At 66.4% G+C, this 18974-nt stretch carries 17 protein-coding genes and 1 pseudogene; 17 read left to right on the forward strand and 1 reads right to left on the reverse strand.

The features are described 5' to 3' along the window. The first annotated feature begins 26 nt into the window (after positions 1–26). The 7 genes from sdhA (at position 27) to lolD (ending at position 5584) form a co-directional block, all read left to right on the forward strand. Entirely contained in the window at positions 27–1817 is a 1791-nt protein-coding gene (sdhA, locus tag ABQ137_RS17390; RefSeq protein WP_039514416.1) for a succinate dehydrogenase flavoprotein subunit, read from the forward strand. 3 nt (positions 1818–1820) lie between these two features. Then, positions 1821–2030 carry a hypothetical protein gene (locus tag ABQ137_RS17395; protein WP_349783252.1) on the forward strand — a complete coding sequence of 70 codons (210 nt, stop codon included), beginning with the start codon at positions 1821–1823 and terminating at the stop codon, positions 2028–2030. Positions 2031–2046: 16 nt separating this feature from the next. Next, positions 2047–2829, forward strand: a complete 783-nt coding sequence (locus tag ABQ137_RS17400; RefSeq protein WP_024938686.1) for a succinate dehydrogenase iron-sulfur subunit — start codon at positions 2047–2049, stop codon at positions 2827–2829. A gap of 111 nt (positions 2830–2940) precedes the next feature. Continuing rightward, entirely contained in the window at positions 2941–3189 is a 249-nt protein-coding gene (locus ABQ137_RS17405) for an FAD assembly factor SdhE (RefSeq protein WP_016902588.1), read from the forward strand. Then, complete coding sequence (locus ABQ137_RS17410; RefSeq protein WP_065047439.1) at positions 3140–3592, forward strand: hypothetical protein; 453 nt, start codon at positions 3140–3142, stop codon at positions 3590–3592. Before ABQ137_RS17405 ends, ABQ137_RS17410 begins: the two co-directional genes overlap by 50 nt. 23 nt (positions 3593–3615) lie before the next feature. After that, the gene (locus ABQ137_RS17415) at positions 3616–4857 is read left to right on the forward strand and encodes a lipoprotein-releasing ABC transporter permease subunit (protein WP_039514422.1); all 1242 of its coding nucleotides are present in this window, start codon (positions 3616–3618) and stop codon (positions 4855–4857) included. Beyond that, a complete protein-coding gene (lolD, locus tag ABQ137_RS17420; protein ID WP_349783253.1) occupies positions 4850–5584 on the forward strand; it encodes a lipoprotein-releasing ABC transporter ATP-binding protein LolD in 735 nt (244 codons plus the stop codon). The genes ABQ137_RS17415 and lolD overlap by 8 nt, the downstream gene beginning before the upstream one ends. Before the next feature lie 240 nt (positions 5585–5824). Here lolD and ABQ137_RS17425 read toward each other — a convergent pair whose 3' ends face one another. Continuing rightward, the gene (locus ABQ137_RS17425) at positions 5825–6889 is read right to left on the reverse strand and encodes an SDR family oxidoreductase (RefSeq protein ID WP_054592954.1); all 1065 of its coding nucleotides are present in this window, start codon (positions 6887–6889) and stop codon (positions 5825–5827) included. 257 nt (positions 6890–7146) lie between these two features. Here ABQ137_RS17425 and ABQ137_RS17430 point away from each other — a divergent pair. The 10 genes and pseudogenes from ABQ137_RS17430 to pgsA all read left to right on the forward strand — a co-directional run. Then, positions 7147–9693: pseudogene (locus tag ABQ137_RS17430) on the forward strand (DNA internalization-related competence protein ComEC/Rec2); the annotation flags it as partial. Then, positions 9587–10249 carry a MotA/TolQ/ExbB proton channel family protein gene (locus tag ABQ137_RS17435; RefSeq protein ID WP_024938680.1) on the forward strand — a complete coding sequence of 221 codons (663 nt, stop codon included), beginning with the start codon at positions 9587–9589 and terminating at the stop codon, positions 10247–10249. The pseudogene ABQ137_RS17430 and the gene ABQ137_RS17435, both read left to right, overlap by 107 nt. A 3-nt stretch (positions 10250–10252) precedes the next feature. Further along, complete coding sequence (locus tag ABQ137_RS17440; RefSeq protein ID WP_047128748.1) at positions 10253–10717, forward strand: ExbD/TolR family protein; 465 nt, start codon at positions 10253–10255, stop codon at positions 10715–10717. Continuing rightward, positions 10714–12483 (forward strand): lipid A export permease/ATP-binding protein MsbA, encoded by a 1770-nt coding sequence (msbA, locus tag ABQ137_RS17445; protein WP_016902580.1) that lies wholly within the window; start codon positions 10714–10716, stop codon positions 12481–12483. The genes ABQ137_RS17440 and msbA overlap by 4 nt, the downstream gene beginning before the upstream one ends. Then, positions 12480–13517 (forward strand): tetraacyldisaccharide 4'-kinase, encoded by a 1038-nt coding sequence (gene lpxK, locus ABQ137_RS17450; RefSeq protein ID WP_102581629.1) that lies wholly within the window; start codon positions 12480–12482, stop codon positions 13515–13517. Before msbA ends, lpxK begins: the two co-directional genes overlap by 4 nt. Before the next feature lie 279 nt (positions 13518–13796). Continuing rightward, positions 13797–14576: a 3-deoxy-manno-octulosonate cytidylyltransferase gene (kdsB, locus tag ABQ137_RS17455; protein ID WP_166771326.1), complete on the forward strand. Its 780-nt coding sequence runs from the start codon at positions 13797–13799 to the stop codon at positions 14574–14576. Further along, positions 14573–15037 (forward strand): low molecular weight protein-tyrosine-phosphatase, encoded by a 465-nt coding sequence (locus ABQ137_RS17460; RefSeq protein ID WP_184378193.1) that lies wholly within the window; start codon positions 14573–14575, stop codon positions 15035–15037. The genes kdsB and ABQ137_RS17460 overlap by 4 nt, the downstream gene beginning before the upstream one ends. Positions 15038–15060: 23 nt before the next feature. Beyond that, entirely contained in the window at positions 15061–16479 is a 1419-nt protein-coding gene (locus ABQ137_RS17465) for a hypothetical protein (protein WP_167764190.1), read from the forward strand. Then, positions 16476–18332 carry an excinuclease ABC subunit UvrC gene (uvrC, locus tag ABQ137_RS17470; protein WP_016902575.1) on the forward strand — a complete coding sequence of 619 codons (1857 nt, stop codon included), beginning with the start codon at positions 16476–16478 and terminating at the stop codon, positions 18330–18332. The genes ABQ137_RS17465 and uvrC overlap by 4 nt, the downstream gene beginning before the upstream one ends. Next, positions 18332–18964, forward strand: coding sequence for a CDP-diacylglycerol--glycerol-3-phosphate 3-phosphatidyltransferase (pgsA, locus tag ABQ137_RS17475; RefSeq protein ID WP_024938673.1), 633 nt, complete (start codon positions 18332–18334; stop codon positions 18962–18964). The genes uvrC and pgsA overlap by 1 nt, the downstream gene beginning before the upstream one ends. Positions 18965–18974 lie beyond the last annotated feature (10 nt).

Genomic DNA, 18974 nt, shown 5'->3' on the forward strand with positions numbered 1-18974 from the left:
GCGACCAAACAGGAATCCATAATTCGATGTCCGCTTACAAGATCACAGAACACAAGTACGACATGGTCGTGGTGGGCGCCGGCGGCGCCGGCCTGCGCGCCACGTTCGGCCTGGCCCAGAAGGGCCTGCAGACGGTCTGCCTGACCAAGGTCTTCCCGACCCGCTCGCATACCGTTGCGGCGCAGGGCGGCATCTCGGCCGCGCTCGGCAACATGGGCGAAGACGACTGGCGCTACCACTTCTACGACACCATCAAGGGCTCCGATTGGCTGGGCGACCAGGACGCGATCGAGTACATGTGCCGTGAGGCGATCCCGGCCATCATTGAGCTCGAGCACTACGGCGTGCCGTTCTCGCGTACCGAAGAGGGCAAGATCTACCAGCGCCCGTTCGGCGGCATGACCACCAAGTACGGCGAAGGCCCGTCCGCGCAGCGCACCTGCGCGGCGGCCGACCGTACCGGTCACGCGATGCTGCACACGCTGTACCAGCAGTCGCTGGCGCACAACGCACGCTTCATGATCGAGTACTTCGCACTCGACCTGATCTTCGACGAGGAAGGCGTCTGCCGCGGCGTGCTGGCGCTGGATATGGCCGATGGCAGCTTGCATCTGTTCCGCGCCCACGGCGTGGTGCTGGCCACCGGCGGCTATGGCCGTGCCTACTTCAGCGCCACCTCCGCCCACACCTGTACCGGTGACGGCGGCGGGCTGGTGATGCGTGCCGGTCTGCCGGTGCAGGACATGGAGTTCGTGCAGTTCCATCCCACCGGTATCTACGGTGCGGGCTGCCTGATCACCGAGGGCGTGCGTGGCGAAGGCGGCATCCTGCGCAACAGCAATGGCGAGCGCTTCATGGAGCGCTATGCACCGCATTACAAGGATCTGGCATCGCGCGACGTGGTATCGCGTTCGATGACCGTGGAGATCCGCGAAGGCCGTGGCGTGGGCGAGCACAAGGATCACATCCTGCTCGACCTGACCCACCTCGGCCCGGAAGTCATCAACGAAAAGCTGCCCGGCATCGCCGAGAGCGCGCACATCTTTGCCGGTGTGGACGTGACCAAGCAGCCGATTCCGGTGTTGCCGACCGTGCACTACAACATGGGCGGCATTCCGACCAACTTCTATGGCGAAGTCGTGCGCAAGCAGGGCGACAATCCGGATGCGGTCGTGCCGGGCCTGTATGCGATCGGCGAAGCTGCCTGCGTGTCGGTGCACGGCGCCAACCGCCTGGGTTCCAACTCGCTGCTGGATCTGGTGGTATTCGGCCGTGCGGTGGCAAACCGCTGCGCCGAGACGGTCAAGCCCAACCAGCCGCACAAGACATTGCCGTCCGATGCCTGCGAAAAGGCGCTGGGCCTGCTGGACAAGCTGCGCTACGCCAACGGCTCCACGCCGACCTCGGTGATCCGCGACAACATGCAGCGCACCATGCAGTCGGACGCGGCGGTGTTCCGTACCAGCAAGACGCTGAAAGAGGGCGTCGACAAGATGGCCGAGATCTTTGCCAGCTTCGAAGACGTCAAGGTCTCGGACCGCTCGCTGGTATGGAATTCGGATCTGATCGAAACCTACGAGTTGAACAACCTGCTGCTCAATGCAGTGGCGACGATCAACTCGGCCGAACAGCGGCATGAGAGCCGCGGCGCGCATTCGCACGAAGACTTCCCGGACCGCGACGACGTCAACTGGCAGAAGCACACGCTGGTCACCGTCGACGACAAGGGCAAGTGCGAGTTCGAATATCGTCCGGTGCACATGTACACGCTGAGCAAGGACGTGGACGTGGTCCCGCCGAAGCCGCGCGTTTACTGATCGATGCGCATGGATCGATCCGCTTTCGCATTGCCTCTGCTGGCCGGCCTGTCCGGATACCGCAGCCGTGCACCGCGCCAGCCGGATCGCTTCATGAAGCAGGGGCAACGCCGGCACGCCGCCGGCGGTTGCGCCACCGCTTCGGCGGTGGCATCCGTCATCTTTACCTTCATGCGCACGGTGCGGTTGTCGTTCGCACCGCGCATCGCCTGAGCCAACGAGAGCAGCTATGGCAGAGTTCACCCTCCCCAAGAATTCAAAGATCGGCAAGGGCAAGCATTACCCTGCACAGGGCGCCAAGAACACGCGCACCTTCAAGGTCTACCGCTGGGATCCGGATGGCGAAGCCAACCCGCGTACCGACAGCTATGAGATCGATCTCGACAAGTGCGGTCCGATGGTGTTGGACGCGCTGATCAAGATCAAGAACGAGATCGACCCGACGCTGGCGTTCCGTCGCTCCTGCCGCGAGGGCATCTGCGGCTCGTGCGCGATGAACATCGACGGCACCAATACGCTGGCCTGCACCAAGGCGATTGCCGCCTGCGGCAAGGCCGAGGTGCCGATCTATCCGCTGCCGCATATGAGCGTGATCAAGGACCTGGTGCCGGATCTGACGCATTTCTACGCGCAGTACGCGTCGATCAAGCCGTGGATCCGCACCCAGACCCCGCCGCCGCCGGACCGCGAGCGCCTGCAGTCGCCGGAAGACCGCCGCAAGCTCGATGGGTTATACGAGTGCATCCTGTGCGCCTGCTGCTCGACCAGTTGCCCGAGCTACTGGTGGAATGGCGAACGCTATCTGGGCCCGGCGATCCTGCTGCAGGCGTATCGCTGGATCATCGATTCGCGCGACGAGGACACCGGTGCGCGCCTGGACGACCTGGAAGACCCGTTCAAGCTGTATCGCTGCCACACCATCATGAACTGCGCGCGGACCTGCCCCAAGGGCCTGAACCCGGCGCTGGCGATTGCCGAGATCAAGAAGCTGATGATGGCGCGTCGCGCCTGATCGCAGCGCAATGCGGACCCGCGTTGGCGGGGAGATGGTTCACAGCGGCACCGGCCCTTGGTCTGGTGCCGCTGTCGTTTTCGGCGCCGGCAAGGCGAGCTGGAGAGTGAGATGGATGAAGAAACCCTGTTGAAGAAACTGCGTTGGCGTTGCCGGCGCGGCATGCGCGAGCTCGATCAATTGTTCGGGCGCTATCTGGATCAACGCTGGGCGCAGGCTTCCGAATCCGAGCGCGCGGTTTTCCTACAGCTGCTGGATTGCGAAGACGATAAGTTGTGGCGCTGGTTCATGGGATACGAGGCCTGCCCGGATGCCGTCAACGCCGCACTCATCGCCGATATTCGCGCCATGCCGGCTTGAATGGCGGCCCTCGCGCGGGCTTGCTTGCGCGCTGGGCGTGCTGAGCGCGCTCGCGTTGGGGGCGCTCTGGCGGAGCGGGGCACCGCCATGGCTGGCGATGCTGCTGTCCGTCTATACGGTGTTGACCGGTGGACGATCGCTGCGCCTGCTGTTGCGCTCGTCAGCACGGGAAGTGATCGTGCCCTGGAGCGAAACGCCTGCCAGCGTTGACGGTGTGCAGGTGCAGGGCCTGCAGGTGGCGTGGCGCGGGCCGATCGCGGTGGTGGCGTGGACCGGCCTGGATGCACGTCGCCAACGCCTGCTTTTCTGGCCGGATACCTTGCCCGCAGCGCAGCGACGTGAACTGCGTCTGGCCGCTCAGGCACACGCCATTTCGTCCCGGCGGCCGCAAGTGGCACCATAGCGTCCCTTTCCTGGTTGAACCGCATGTTCAAACCTATCCCGGTTGCCATCGGCTTGCGCTACCTGCGTGCCAAGCGGCGCAATGGCTTCATCTCGTTTATCTCGATGGCATCGATCCTGGGCATCGCCCTGGGCGTGACCGTGCTGATCACCACGCTGGCGGTGATGAGCGGTTTCCAGAAGGAAATCCGTGACCGTCTGCTGCAGATGGCCGCGCATGCCACGGTCAGTGCGGACGGCGCGCCGATGCACGACTGGCAGCATGCGGTCGCGGTCGCCATGGCCGATCCGCGCATCGCCGGTGCCGCGCCGTACATCGAAACCGAATCGCTGCTGCAGGGCCCGCGCAAGCAGCCGGCGATCGTGCGCGGCATCGTTCCTGCCGAAGAGGGCAAGGTATCGGTGCTGGCCAAGAAGATGCAGCAGGGGTCGGTCGACAGCCTGACCCCGGGCTCCTACAACATCGTCATCGGCAAGGAGCTGGCGATCTGGCTGGGCGTGGACATGGGCGACAGCATCGTGGTGCTGCTCAGCGATACCCAGGCCACGCCGCTGGGCGCGATGCCGCGGCTCAAGCGCTTCACCGTCAGCGGAATCTTCGAGGCGGGCTACAACGAGATCGACCGCGGCCTGGCTGTGGTCAACATGCAGGACCTGGCGCGTGTGTTGCGCATGGACGGCGTCACCGGCGTGCGGCTGCGCCTGCACGACATGGATCAGGCCTGGCCGGTGGCGCGCGATCTGGCGGTGAAGTTGCATGGCCCGTACCGGGTCAGCGACTGGACCCAGGAGAACGCCAATCTCTACCACTCGTTGAAGATGGAAAAGACCGTGATGGGCATCCTGCTGTCGCTGATCGTGGCGATGGGCGCGTTCAACCTGGTGTCCTCGCAGGTGATGCTGGTCACCGACAAGCAGGCCGACATCGCCATCCTGCGCACCCTGGGCCTGTCGCCTGCGGGGGTGATGCAGGTGTTCATGGTGCAAGGTTCGTTGATCGGCTTCATGGGCACGATCATGGGCGTGATCGGCGGCATCGTGCTGACGCTCAACCTGGAACGCATCCTGGGTGTGATCGAGACCATCTTCAGCGTCAAGCTGCTGCCCGAGGACGTGTATTACATCACCGGCTTGCCGACCGACATGCAGACCCAGGACGTGGTGGTGATCACCGTCGTCGCGCTGGTGATGAGTTTCCTGGCGACCTTGTATCCGGCATGGCGCGCCTCGCGCACGCAGCCGGCGGAGGCGCTGCGTTATGAATGAGATCAGGGAATCGGCCGTGCAAACGCCAAACCAAGCAGAGGCGGTGATCCGCGCCGAGGGTCTGGGCAAGACCTACGCCGAAGGCAAGATGCGCACGCCGGTGTTCGACGGGCTGGATCTAACCGTGGCGACCGGCGAAACCGTGGCCATTGTCGGCGCCTCAGGGGCGGGCAAGAGCACGCTGCTGCATCTGCTCGGCGGCTTGGATGTTCCGACCTCGGGCGAGGTGTACGTGGCCGGACGGCGCATGTCGGCGTTGTCCGATGGCGAGCGCGGCAAGCTGCGCAATCAGGCCCTGGGTTTCGTCTACCAGTTCCATCATCTGCTGCCGGAATTCACCGCGCTGGAAAACGTGATGATGCCGGTGCTGTTGTCCGGGAAAGAGGTGTCGGTGGCGCGGGCGCAGGCCTTGCAGTTGCTGGAATCGGTCGGGCTCGGACATCGCATCGAGCACAAGCCCAGCGAATTGTCCGGCGGCGAGCGTCAGCGTGCGGCGGTGGCGCGCGCACTGGTGAACAAGCCAGGCTGCGTGCTGGGCGATGAGCCCACCGGCAACTTGGACGACAAGACCGCCGAGACCGTGTTCGAGCTGATGCTGGAACTCAACCGTGCACAGCGCACCAGTCTGGTCCTGGTAACGCACGATCGCAGCCTGGCGCGGCGCCTGGACCGCGTGCTCGAGCTGCATCAGGGCAAGCTGCGCGAACTGGCACCTTCTGCGGTGTGAGAAGCACTGCCTGGCCGTCGGAATTCCTGGCGGCTGGGCGGTGTTGAACCCGCGGTCTCAGATTGAAGATCCTGGGGCTGGTGACGGGGGCATTCGCGTGATGCATCGATCGGCGTTCGCCACACATGCGCGTTCAGCACGCAATGCCCGCGCGCAGCATCGCGTCGATGCTCGCGGTGACGGAAGTCGCGTTGACAGGAAGAACGGTCGCCGCCACGTGTGTGGCGACGACCCAGCGCATCAGGGAATGATGCGCAGCGCGCGCAGGCGCGTGAACAGTTCCAGGAACGATGCACGGCTGTCATAGAAATCCATAAAGCCCAGTTCGCGGCTCTTGGTCATGTCGTTGACGCACTCGATCTCGCGGCCCAGGTCGGCATCGGTGTGCCACCAGGATGCCAATCGATTGACGTCGGCCTCCACTAGGCCATGCTGGCTGGCGATCTCGCTCCATATTGCCGGCGCGGTCTCGCTCAGGCGTGCCTCCAGCGGCTGCGGGGTCTCGGGGCAGGGCGCAGCGTCGAGCCCGAAGAAGTCGGCAATCTGGCTCCACATCCAGCGCCAGCGGAACACATCGCCGTTGACGGTGTTGAAGGCCTGATTGCGTGCGGCCGGGCTCAGGCCGGCCCAGGCCAGCTGCTTGCCGAGCAGGCCGGCATCGGTCAGGTCGGTGAGGCTGTTCCACTGCGCCTGCGAGCCGGGAAACACGAACGGCTGGCCGGTGTGCTTGCACAGCGATGCATACACCGCCAGCGTCACGCCCATGTTCATCGCATTGCTGCCATTGGCCATGCCGATCATGGTGTGCGAGCGATGCACGCTCCAGCCAAAGCCATGCTGCTCGGCGTGTGCGAACAACAGGTCTTCCAGCGTGTAGTAGAAATTCTCGCCGGGCTGGCGCGGCTCGCTTTCGCGGAACGGCGTTTCCGCCTTGCCGCTGCCGTAGTTCTCGAACGCGCCGAGGTAATGCTTGGTACCGGTGACCAGCGCCATGTGCTGCAGCGGCGCATCGCTCAACGCTTCGCACAGATGCCGCATCATCGCGCCGTTGGCTTCGACGTTCTCGCGCTCGGTGTCGCGCCGTGTCCAGGTGCAGAAGAACACGTGGGTGATCGGCAGGCCACGCAGCGCGGTGCTGGTGCTGTCGGCATCCAGCAGATCGGCCGCAAGCGGGATCACGCCGTCCTGAGGCAGCGGGCGCCGTGCCAGGCCATAGACGGTCCAGCCATCGGCCACCAGGACATTAGCGAGGTTGTAACCGGAAATGCCGGTCACGCCGACAATCAGTGCAGTGCCTTTACGCATGGGGGACGCTCCTCAGAAACAGTGGCGAACATAGCGCGGCAGTCATGAAATCGAGGCGAATGCAGGCTGATAGGGTTGCTGATGCGGCCAGCACACGCTGTCCTGCCTGGCGCATTGCACCTGCGTGGCAGCGCCTTCCACCGGCCGGATGTACCACGGCAGGGGCAGCCTGATTCCTACCCCGCAATGCGCCGCTCGCTGCTGTGCCCGACGCAGGCGCTGGTCTAACTTGAGTCGGTGGATGGACCACGGCCGGGATGGCGACCGACAGCATGGATGCGTCAGCACAGGCACCGCCTACACCGCGGCGGGTACCGACGATGACCGCGGCAGCGGCCTTGTTGCTGGGCATCGTGGTGTGCGCGTGGTCGCCTGCGCTGCTGTCGCGTGCGGTCTATGCGGCATGCCTTGCTGCAGCGGTGCTGGGCATCGGCCTCGGCACATGGCTGCGTCCGCGGCGGATCGTGTTGGTGGGGACACTGGCCAGCGCGGTGTTCGGTTTCGGCCTGATGGGCTGGCAGGTCACCGGCGTCCTGCAGGCACAATTGCACCCGCAGGATGAAGCGCGGGAACTGACGGTGCGCGGGCAGATTGTCGAACTGCCGGTCGCCGAGCCACGACGCACGCGCTTTCAGCTGCGCGTGGATGACGATCCCGCACAGCCTGCCGCACTGCGCGGCAAGCTGCTGCAGTTGGCCTGGTATGACGACTTCGGTGCCGAGCGCATCGGGCCGCGTGCCGCGCTGCGCGCGGGCGCCGCCTGGCAGCTGCGGCTCAAGCTGCGTGCGCCGCGCGGCTTGCGCAACCCTGGTGGCTTCGATGCCGAGCGGCAGGCACTGGCGCAGCGCATGGCTGCCAGCGGCTATGTGCGGGTGCCGATTGCTGCGCGGCAGACCGCTGCACCGCGCGGCGTGGATGCCTGGCGCGAAGCGATGTCGCAGCGCATTGCCGACCGCGTGCCTGGATCATCGGCGCCTTACCTGCGCGCGCTCGCCCTGGGCGACACGCGCGGGCTGGACGACGCAGCCTGGGCCACGCTGCGTGCGACCGGGCTCAGCCATCTGATTGCGATCTCGGGATTTCATGTGGGGCTGGTCGCTGCATTCGTCGCCCTGCTGGTCGCCGGACTCTGGCGAGCCTGGCCGGTGCTTGGAACGCGGATTCCGCGGTCCCATGCAGCGGCGGTCGCCGCCTTGTTCGGTGCCGCAGGCTATGCGGCGCTGGCGGGCCTGGCGCTGCCGACGGTGCGCACCGTGCTGATGATTGCCGTGGTCGCCTTGGCGCGGGTGCTGCGGCGGCGCGCCAGCACCGTGCAGATCCTCGCGCTGGCCTTGTTGGCAGTGCTGCTGTGGGACCCGCTCAGCGTGCTGGTGGCGGGCTTCTGGCTCAGCTTTGCCGGGGTGGCCTGGCTGGTGTGGTGCCTGCCAGCGGACGATCGCGCGATCGTGCGCGGCTTCCTGTCCGCCCAGACCGTCGCCACTGTTGGCCTGCTGCCGTTGACCGTCAGCCTGTTCGGCCAGGCATCGCTGGTGGGGCCATTGGCCAATCTGGTCGCCATTCCCTGGTGGACTTTTGTAGTGGTGCCGCTCGCCTTGCTGGGCACCGGGCTGGAGGCAGTACATCCGGGAGCGGGCGTGTGGGCATGGCGATTGGCTGGTTGGTGCTTCGAGCTCACCTGGCCAGGCCTGGTCTGGCTTGGACAGACCTCGGTGGCGTTGTGGTGGGTACCCGAGTCCGATGCGCTCGCATTGGTCGCGGCCTTGTTCGGCGCGTTCTGGTTGCTGCTGCCGCGCGGCACGCCCGGCAAATCCATGGCGCTGTTGTTGTGGTTGCCGCTGCTGTGGCCGGACCGCGAGCTGCCCGCGGCCGGCGAAGCCGACGTGCAGGTGCTGGACGTGGGGCAGGGTCTGGCCGTGCTGGTACGCACGCAACGGCATGCATTGCTGTTCGACACTGGCCCGGCGGTGCGCGATGGCTTCGATGCGGGCGAGCGGGTAGTGCTGCCGGCCTTGCGCGCGCTCGGGGTGCGCCGCCTGGATGCCATCGTGCTCAGCCATGCCGACGCCGACCATGCCGGCGGCTATGCAGTGGTGCGTGCTGGATTGCCCGTGGCGATGACGGCGGCACCGCTACAGGCGCCACTGGACGTCAGCAACCGCTGCCGTGCCGGCCAGCAATGGGCATGGGATGGGGTGCGCTTTGGCTTCCTGCACCCCAGCGCCGGCTTTCCGTATCTGCGCAATCAGTCCAGTTGCGTGCTGCGCATCGAAACACGGTATGGCAGCGCATTGTTGCCGGGCGATATCGGCGAGCTCGTCGAGCGCCGCCTGCTGCGGGAACATGCTCCGGAGTTGCGTGCCGATCTGGTGGTGGTCCCGCACCACGGCAGCGCCGACGGCTCGCATGCCGATTTCATCGCCGCCACCGGCGCGCGGCTGGCGCTGGTGTCCTCCGGGCACGGCAATCGCTTCGGTCACCCGCGCGCCGAGGTGGTGCAGCGCTGGCAGGGCAGCGGCGCCGAGTTGCTCGACACGGCCCAGGCCGGAGCGATCCGGGTCTGGCTGGGCGCCGATGGCCTGCAGGTACGCGAGCGGCGGCGCTGGCAGCCACGGCTCTGGGATGCTGCGGAACGGCGGCGGTCGGCTGCTATCCTATCGACCAGCGAATAGGCGGCCGCGTTGCCGGAGGAATCGAATCGTGTTGGAGCTGGTCAAGGCAGGCGGTTGGCCGATGGTGCCGTTGCTGTTGCTGGGCGTGATCGCGCTGGCGATCGTGCTGGAGCGTCTGTGGAGCCTGCGCCGCAACGAGGTGACCCCGCCAGGTCTGGGCGAGGAGGTCCGCAACTGGGCCGCGCGCGGCAAACTGGATCCCAGCCACATCGAGTCGCTGCGGCGCAATTCGCCGCTGGGCGCCTTGCTGGCCGCAGCGCTGGATGTGCGCGGTCGTCCGCGTGAGTTGATTCGCGAGCGTATCGAGGACACCGGCCGGCATGTGGTGCACCGCATGGAGCGCTATCTGAATGCCTTGGGCACGATCGCCTCGGCCGGACCGCTGCTGGGACTGCTGGGCACGGTGGTCGGCATGATCCAGATGTTCCTGGGCATCCTCGATCACGGCGTGGGCGATGTGAACCAGCTGGCCGGCGGCATCGGCAAGGCGCTGGTGTGCACGGCCACCGGCATGATCATCGCGGTACCGGCATTGATGGCGCATCGCTTCTTCAAGGGCCGCATCGCCGGTTACATCATCGAGATGGAGCAGGAAGCCACCTTGTTGCTGGACACGATGGACGGCCGCGTGGTGCCAGCCACCACGGCGCCGGTCGCGGCAGCTGGCAAACCCGTCATGGCAAAGGGCTGACGGATGCGCATCGGCAGTGACCGGGGCCAGGACGAGCCGCATATCGATCTGGTGCCATTGATTGACGTCATCCTTGTCCTCATCATCTTTTTCGTGGTGACCACGACTTTCGACGCACGCTCCACGCTGCAATTGCAGCTGCCGACCGCCAGCGACCAACACAGCAGCACACCGCCACGTTCGCTGAGCGTGCTGGTCAATGCCGATGGGCGTTATTTCATCAACGATCAGGAAGTGCTGCGTTCGGACGTGGACTCGCTCAAGCAGACCATCGCCCAGCTCGCCGGCGACGACCGCGAGCAGACGGTGTTGCTGCGTGCCGATGCACGCACGCCGTATCAAGCGGTGGTGACCGCGCAGGATGCGTTGGGGCAACTCGGCTTCCGCCGCATCGCGATCGCCACAGCGCCTCAAGCCGGGGCGACACCCACGACCGGCCAGACACGCACTAACGGAACCCGCCAGTGACCACCTCCAACGACCGCCCGGCGCCAGTTTCGTCCTGGCGCACGTACCGTCGCCTGCTGGCCTTCGCCAAGCCCTATCGCCTGCTGCTGGTTGCCGCGCTGATTGCCGCGCTGATCGAGGCGGCCGGCACGACCGGCTTCCTGGCGTTGATGAAGCCGATCACCGACGAGACCTTCATCTACAAGAATGCCGAAGTCAGTCGCTGGCTGCCGGTGCAGATCATCCTGTTGTTCGTGGTGCGCGGGGTTGCCGGCTACATCACCGATATGGCGATGGGCAAATCCGCACGCAGCATCGCGCGCGACCTGCGCGTCAAGGTGATGTCCAAATATCTGCGCCTGCCGGGATCGCGCTTCGATTCCGAACCGGTGCCGTCGATGCTGATCCGCCTGGGCTCGGACTCGGACCAGGTGGCGCAGGCGGCGGTGGATGCGGTCAAGGTGATGATCCAGCAGTCGCTGCAGGTGATCGGCGCGCTGGCGCTGATGCTGTGGCATAGCTGGCAGGTCACGCTGACCATCCTGGTGCTGGCACCGGTGCTGGCCTGGGTGATGGACAAGGTGGCGCGGCGCTATCGGCGCATCAGCCACAGCATCCAGGAAAGCGGCGCGCATCTGCTGCAGGCGGCCGACCAGACCTTGTCCAGCCATCAGGAGGTCAAGATCTACGGTGCCCAGCAGACCGAAATGGAGCGCTATGGCGCGCTGGCCGACCGCAATCTGCGTCTGGCGATGAAGGTCGAATCCACGCGTGGCATTTCCACCGCCACGGTGCAGATGATCGGTGCGATCGGCCTGTCGGCGCTGTTGTTCGTCGCCGGTGCCCAGGCACTGGCCGGGCGGCTGACCGCCGGCGACTTCGTGGTGCTGATGACCTCGATGCTGACGATCATCCCGGGCCTCAAGCAGCTCACCAATGTGCAGAACATGGTGCAGCGTGGCCTGGCCTCGGCCGAGCGCCTGTTCTCGGTGCTCGACAGTCCCGACGAGCCGGATCAGGGCGCGGTGCCGCTGACGCGCGCCAAGGGCCTGATCGAATTCCGCAATGTCACTGCACGCTATCCGGGCCAGGTGAACCCGGCCCTGGCCGAGGTCAGTTTCGTGGCGCAACCGGGCACGGTGACGGCGATCGTCGGGCGTTCCGGCAGCGGCAAGTCCAGCCTGATCAAGTTGATCCCGCGCTTCTACGAAGCAGAGTCCGGGCAGATCCTGCTCGACGGGCACCCGGTGCAGGCGTATGCGCTGGCCGATCTGCGGCGGCAGATCGCGCTGGTCGGCCAGCAGGTCATGCTGTTCGACGGCAGCATCGCCGACAACGTCGCCTACGGCGAAATGCGCAGTGCCGATGCCGGCCAGCTGGAACGCGCCATCCTGGGCGCCAACGCGATGGAGTTCGTCGCGCAATTGCCCGAAGGCCTGCAGTCGCATGTGGGCACCAAGGGCGGGCGCCTGTCCGGCGGCCAGCGCCAGCGTCTGGCGATCGCGCGCGCAATGCTCAAGGACGCGCCGATCCTGATTCTGGACGAAGCCACCGCGGCGCTGGACAACGAATCCGAACGCCTGGTGCAGGACGCCTTGCATAAGCTGATGCCGGACCGCACCACGCTGGTGATCGCGCACCGCCTGTCTACCATCGAGCATGCCGACCAGGTGCTGGTGATGGACCAGGGCCGTATCGTCGAGCGCGGCACCCATCACCAATTGCTGGAGCAGGGCGGCTTGTACTCGCACCTGCACGGCATGCAGTTCCGCGAACGTCAGGCATGAGCAAGCGCGGCACCCGCACGCCGGGTTACTGGTACGACAATGCGCCGATCCCGCTGTCGGCGCGCCTGCTGGCGCCGGTCTACGGCGCTGCCATCGCGCTGCGACGCGCCCTGTATCGCCGCGGCTGGCGCAAGCGCCACGGCGTGCCGGTGCCGGTGATCGTGGTGGGCAACGTCACTGCCGGCGGCACCGGCAAGACGCCGTTGACGATTGCCCTGGTCGCCAAGTTGCAGGAGGCCGGCTGGACGCCCGGCGTGGCCAGCCGCGGGTATGGCCGTGACGAATCGGGCACGGCGCGCTGGGTCGAGGCGGACACGCCGGTCGCGCTCGGCGGCGACGAGCCGGTCCTGATCGCCTGGAAGACCGGTGCCCGCGTACGCGTGGACAGCGATCGCCTGGCTGCGGCGCGCGCCCTGGTCGAAGCGGGCTGCGACATCGTCGTCTGCGATGACGGGCTGCAGCACTACCGGCTGGCCCGCGATGTCGAGATCGAAGTGGTCGATGGCCAGCGCCGCTACGGCAACGGGCGCCTGCTGCCGGCCGGGCCGCTGCGCGAGCCGGCTGCACGCGCACGCGACTGCGATTTCCGCGTGGTCAATCTGGGCCAGGCCAGCGCAGCAGCGACCGCACCCGCGCCTGATGACACCGGATTCGGCGAATGGCAGATGCGTCTGAGCATCGACAGCGTGCAGCCGATGGATGGCAAGCGCGCTCAGCCATTGAGCAGGCTGGCCGGCCAGCGCGTGCATGCGGTAGCCGGGATCGCGCACCCGGAACGCTTCTTCGCGATGCTGCGTGCGCGGGGCATCGGTGTAGTGCCGCATGCCTTCCCTGATCATCACGTGTATCGCGCGGCGGATTTCAGTTTCGGCAGCCGTTTGCCAGTGCTGATGACCGAAAAGGATGCGGTGAAATGCAGGCCATTTGCCGACGAATGGCTGTACAGCGTGCCGCTCAAGGCGGAGCTGCCGGCGGCGTTCTGGGTGAGCCTGCTGGATCGCCTGGACAAGTTGGCCAGCCGGCAGGGCGTGTGAACGCTGCGCCGGTGGGCGATCTGCGGCTTGGTTGCAGGGTCCTTGCCGACCCACCGTCGCGGGACACGCCGCAAGAACATCAAGGTCCCGCGACGGTGGGCGGGCAAGGACCAATCAAGATGGTCGGTGTGCCTGTGCGGGCAGTACGGACAGCGGCGCGTAGTGCCGATGTCGGGCATCGGCGCCCAACTGACCACCGTGACTTCGCTCACACCACGACATCATGCGATTCGGTTATCTCGTTTCTTCCACTCTTCCTGTTTTCCAGAGCGCGCACGCATGACTAACTCAACGCCTGCAGATTTCGTCGTCGCCATTCCCGCGCGCTACGCTTCCACGCGCTTGCCGGGCAAGCCGCTGCAGTTGATCGGCGATCGCCCGATGATCCAGCATGTGGCCGAGCGGGCGCTGCTGGCCGGCGCGCGCGAGGTCTGGGTGGCCACCGACGATGCACGCATTGCCGAGGTGGTCGAAGGCCTGTCCGGCGTGCATGTGGCGATGACCGGCGACGCGCACGCATCGGGTACCGACCGGCTTGCCGAATGCGCGCGGATCGCCGGATGGGAAGCCGAGACCTGCGTGGTGAACCTGCAGGGCGACGAGCCGTTCGCGCCGGCCGCCGGCATCCGTGCGGTGGCCGAGCTGCTGCTGCACTCCGGCGCCGAAATGGCCACGCTGGCCGCACAGGTCGACGGCGCGCACGAACTGTTCGATCCGAACGTGGTCAAGCTGGTGCGTAACGCAGGTGGGGACGCCTTGTACTTCAGCCGCGCGCCGATTCCCTGGCATCGCGACAGCTTCGCCAGTCAGCGCGACAGCTTGCCCGGTGACGGGCAATGGCTGCGCCATATCGGGATCTACGCCTACCGCGCAGGATTTCTGCAGCGCTTCGCGGCAATGCCGCCCGGCATGCTGGAGCGCATCGAGTCGCTGGAACAATTGCGCGTGATGGAGGCCGGCTACCGTATCGCGGTGGCGTTGACGCCGGAACAGTTTCCGCCGGGCATCGATACCCCGGACGATCTGGCGCGCGCGCAAACCCGCGTGGCAGCGGCATGAGGGTGCTGATCGTGTGTCTGGGCAATATCTGCCGCTCGCCGATGGGCGAGGGTGCCCTGCGTGCGCGGCTGGACGAGGCGCGGCTGTCGCGGCGGATCGAGGTCGATTCCGCCGGCACCGGCGACTGGCATGCCGGCGATCCGCCGGACCCACGCGCGATTCGCTGCGCACGCGGCCATGGCGTGGACATCTCCGGGTTGCGCGCGCGCCAGGTGCGCGGCGCCGACTTCGAACACTTCGACTGGTTGCTGTGCGCCGATGGCAGCAATCTGCGCGATCTGCAACGCCTCGCCCCGGCGCCGCTGCGCGACAAGGTCGCGCTCTGGCTGCCCTGGGCCGGTGTGGAAGAGCGTGACGATATCCCCGACCCCTACACCGCTGACATGGACGATTTCGAGCGTGCCTGGCAGCTGGTCGATACCGCTGCGCGCCAGACCGTAGCCAGACTCACCCGCAGCTAATCGGGCTTGGGCATAATTACGGTATGACTGCCCAGCTTACCCAGGAATTGCCGGAATTTCCTACCTGGCTCAATGCCAGGCCATCCACCCTGCAGGAGCATCGCGGGCGGGCGCTGGTGCTGGCATTCGTCAATGCCAGCTCGGTGTGGTGCGCCGAGCGCCTGGCCGAGCTGGCGCAGTTCCAGGCGCGCAGCCCCGGCCGGCTGCAGGTGATCGTGGTGCAGGTGCCGCGCTTCGACAGCGAACGCGAGCCGCAACGCGCGCTCAAGCAGCTGCGCGGCCATGGTGTCAGTGCGCCTATCTTGCTCGACAGGGACTGGGAGACCTGGCGCCGTTTCGGCATCGACTCCTGGCCGACGCTGGTGCTGCTCGATGCCTACGGCCGCGAGCGTCAGCGCCTGGTCGGCGTGACCGGCGATCTCGACAAGGCGCTGGTCGCCCTGTGCGAAGGCCAGCAGCCGCCATCGGATGCCGACCTGCATGGGGTGGCCGAGCGCGATCCCGAGCCGCGCCTGGAGCTGCGGTTTCCAACCGGTCTGGCCGCCACCGAGGACCGCCTGTACATCGCCGACACCGGCCATCACCGCGTGCTCGAATGCACGCACGGCGGCCGCGTGCTGCGCCAGTTCGGTCACGGCAACGCGGACTTCATCGATGGTGGCGTCGGTGAGGCGGCGTTCCGGCGTCCGCAAGGCCTGGCGCTGGAGCGCGACCAGCTGTATGTCGCCGACACCGGCAATCACGCCCTGCGTCGCATCAACCTGCGCAGTGGGCAGGTCGACACCTTGTGCGGCACCGGGCGCTCCGGCGAGCCGGTCGAGGGGCCGCTGGCTTTCGCCGGTGCCTCGGCGCTGAACTACCCGCAAGGCCTGGCCGTTGCCGACAATCAGGTGTTGATCGCCATGGCGGGCGACAACCGCATCTGGAGCTATGACCTGGGCCGCGCCGCATTGAGCGCACGCGCCGGTACCGGTGCGCTCGAGATTCGCGATGGCAGCGGGCACCTGGCCGCATTCGCACAGCCGGCCGGCCTGGCCGCGGTGCAGCAGGTGGCCTACATCTGCGATGGGCTGGGCTCGTCGATCCGCACCATGCAATTGCGCGGCGATCTGGTGCAGACCCTGGTCGGCGGGCAGGGCACCTGGCAGTTCGGCGACGAGGATGGCCCGCGCGGCACTGCGCGGCTGCAGTTTCCGCAAGCCATCGCGCTGGCGGCCGATTCGCCGATGCTGTGGATCGCCGACACCGGCAACGGCCGCCTGCGCTGCCTGCGTCTGGGCGGCGGCGAGCTGACCACGGTCGCGCTGCCACGCCGCCTGCATGGCCCGGCCGGGCTGGCGGCCGCCGCCGGCGCGGTGTGGATTGCCGAGACCGATGCCCATGCCGTGTTGCGCTATGACCTGGCGAGCGGCGAACTGCGCGATGTTTCGATAGAAGAATGAACGCAAGGCCCCAATCCGATTTCGATGGAAAGGCGTTTGCTGCGCAACTGAGCACCGCGCCCGGCGTCTACCGCATGTACGCGGGCGACGACACCTTGCTGTATGTCGGCAAGGCCGGTGCATTGCGCAAGCGCGTGGGCAGCTATTTCAACGGCACGCCGAAAAATGCGCGGCTGACCTCGATGCTGTCGCAGGTCGCGCGGATGGACGTCACCGTGACCCGCAGCGAAGCCGAAGCGCTGCTGCTGGAAAACCAGCTGATCAAGTCGCTGTCGCCGCGCTACAACGTGTCGCTGCGCGACGACAAGAGTTATCCCTACGTGCTGCTGACCCGCGAGCAGTGGCCGCGCATCGCCCTGCATCGTGGCCCGCGTGCCGTGCAGGGGCGCTACTTCGGCCCGTACACCGGCGTTACCGGCGTGCGCGAAACGCTGAGCCTGATGCACAAGCTGTTCAAGCTGCGCAGTTGCGAAGACAGCGTGTTCCGCAACCGCTCGCGGCCGTGCCTGCAATACCAGATCGGTCGCTGCAGCGCGCCCTGCGTGGAGCTGGTCGCCGCGCCCGATTACGCCGAATCGGTACGCCGCGCCACCATGTTTCTGGAGGGCAAGAGCGACCAGCTCGGCGAAGAGATCATGCAGTCGATGCAGCAGGCCAGCGAGGCGCTGGAGTTCGAGCGCGCCGCACGCCTGCGCGATCTGCTGTCCTCGCTGCGCAGCATGCAGAACCGCCAGTACGTGGACGGCCGCGCGGCGGATCTAGACGTGCTGGCCTGCGCCACGCAAGCCAGCCAGGCTTGTGTGCTGCTGCTGAGTTTTCGCGACGGCCGCAACCTGGGCACGCGCTCGTTCTTTCCCAAGACCAATGGCGAAGACAGCGCGGACGAAATCCTGGCTGCGTTCGTGTCGCAGTACTACGCCGAACATTCGCCGCCGCGCGAGATACTGCTCGATCGGGAAATTCCCGATGCCGAGCTGATCGAGGCCGCACTCAGCACCGCCGCCGAATACAAGGTGACGTTGAAGTGGAACGTGCGCGGCGAGCGTGCCGGCTATCTGTTGCTGGCGACACGCAACGCACAGCTGACCCTGGTCACCGAACTCACCAGCCAGAGCGCGCAGCATGCGCGCAGCGAGGCATTGCGCGAGATGCTGGGGCTGGCCGAGCAGGTCAGGCGGGTGGAGTGCTTTGACATCAGCCACACCATGGGCGAGGCGACGGTGGCCTCGTGCGTGGTGTTCGATGCCAGCGGCCCGGTACGCGGACAGTACCGGCGCTTCAATATTTCCGGAATCACGCCAGGCGACGACTATGCGGCGATGCGTCAGGCCATCGAACGGCGTTTTCGACGCGCGGTGGAAGAAAACGGCGTGCTGCCGGATGTGCTGCTGATCGACGGTGGCGCCGGTCAGCTCGCACAGGCGAAGGGCGCGCTGGCCGATCTGGGCATCGAGAATGTGCTGCTGGTCGGCGTGGCCAAGGGCGAGGAGCGCAGGGCAGGGCACGAGGCGCTGATCATGGCCGACGGCCGCGAGCTGCGGCCGGGTGCGGCATCGCCGGCACTGCAGTTCATCCAGCAGGTGCGCGACGAGGCGCACCGCTTTGCGATCACCGGTCACCGCGGCCGCCGCCAGAAGGCGCGCATGACCAGCAAACTCGAGGATATCCCCGGCATCGGTCCGCGCCGACGCGCGAGCCTGCTCAAGCATTTCGGTGGCCTGGTCGGGCTCAAGGCCGCCGGCGAGGCCGAGATTGCGCGGGTGGAGGGCGTCAATGCCGCACTTGCCGCGCGAATCTACGCTAACCTGCACGGGCTGGCGCTTCCCGATGCGGCAGGCGAGTCGAGTCCGTAATGAAGTTGACCATCCCCACGTGGCTGACACTGCTGAGGATCGTGATGATCCCGGTGTTGGTCGTGGTGTTCTACCTGCCGTACACCTGGACCAATTTCGCGTCCGCCGGCGTATTCGCGCTGGCCGCCATCACCGACTGGCTGGATGGCTGGGTCGCGCGGCGTTATCACCAGTATTCGGCCTTTGGCGCGTTCCTGGACCCGGTGGCCGACAAGTTGATGGTCGCAGTGGCATTGTTCCTGATCGTGCAGGGCCACCCCACACCATGGATGGCGTTCTGGGCGGCGGTCATCGTCGGCCGCGAAATCGCAGTCTCCGCCCTGCGGGAATGGATGGCCGAAATCGGCCAGCGCGCCAAGGTACGGGTGGCGGTGATCGGCAAGGTCAAGACCACCGCACAGATGGTCGCGCTGCTATGTTTGCTGTACTCGGTGACGCCGGGGCAGATGCCCACGCACGGAATCTGGTTCGGTAACCTGATTTTCCGCGCCGGGTACTGGACGCTGGCGATCGCCGCATTGCTGACGCTGTGGTCCGGATTCCAATACCTGCAGGCCGCCTGGCCGAGCCTGCGCGCCGACGAAAAAGCCGCGATCACCAGCAAACCGAAAAAAGTCGAAAGCAATAGTTGACAGCGATGCT

The sequence above is a fragment of the Xanthomonas sp. WHRI 8393 genome (genome assembly GCF_040203315.1).
In the GTDB taxonomy this organism is placed as follows: Bacteria; Pseudomonadota; Gammaproteobacteria; order Xanthomonadales; family Xanthomonadaceae; genus Xanthomonas; species Xanthomonas arboricola.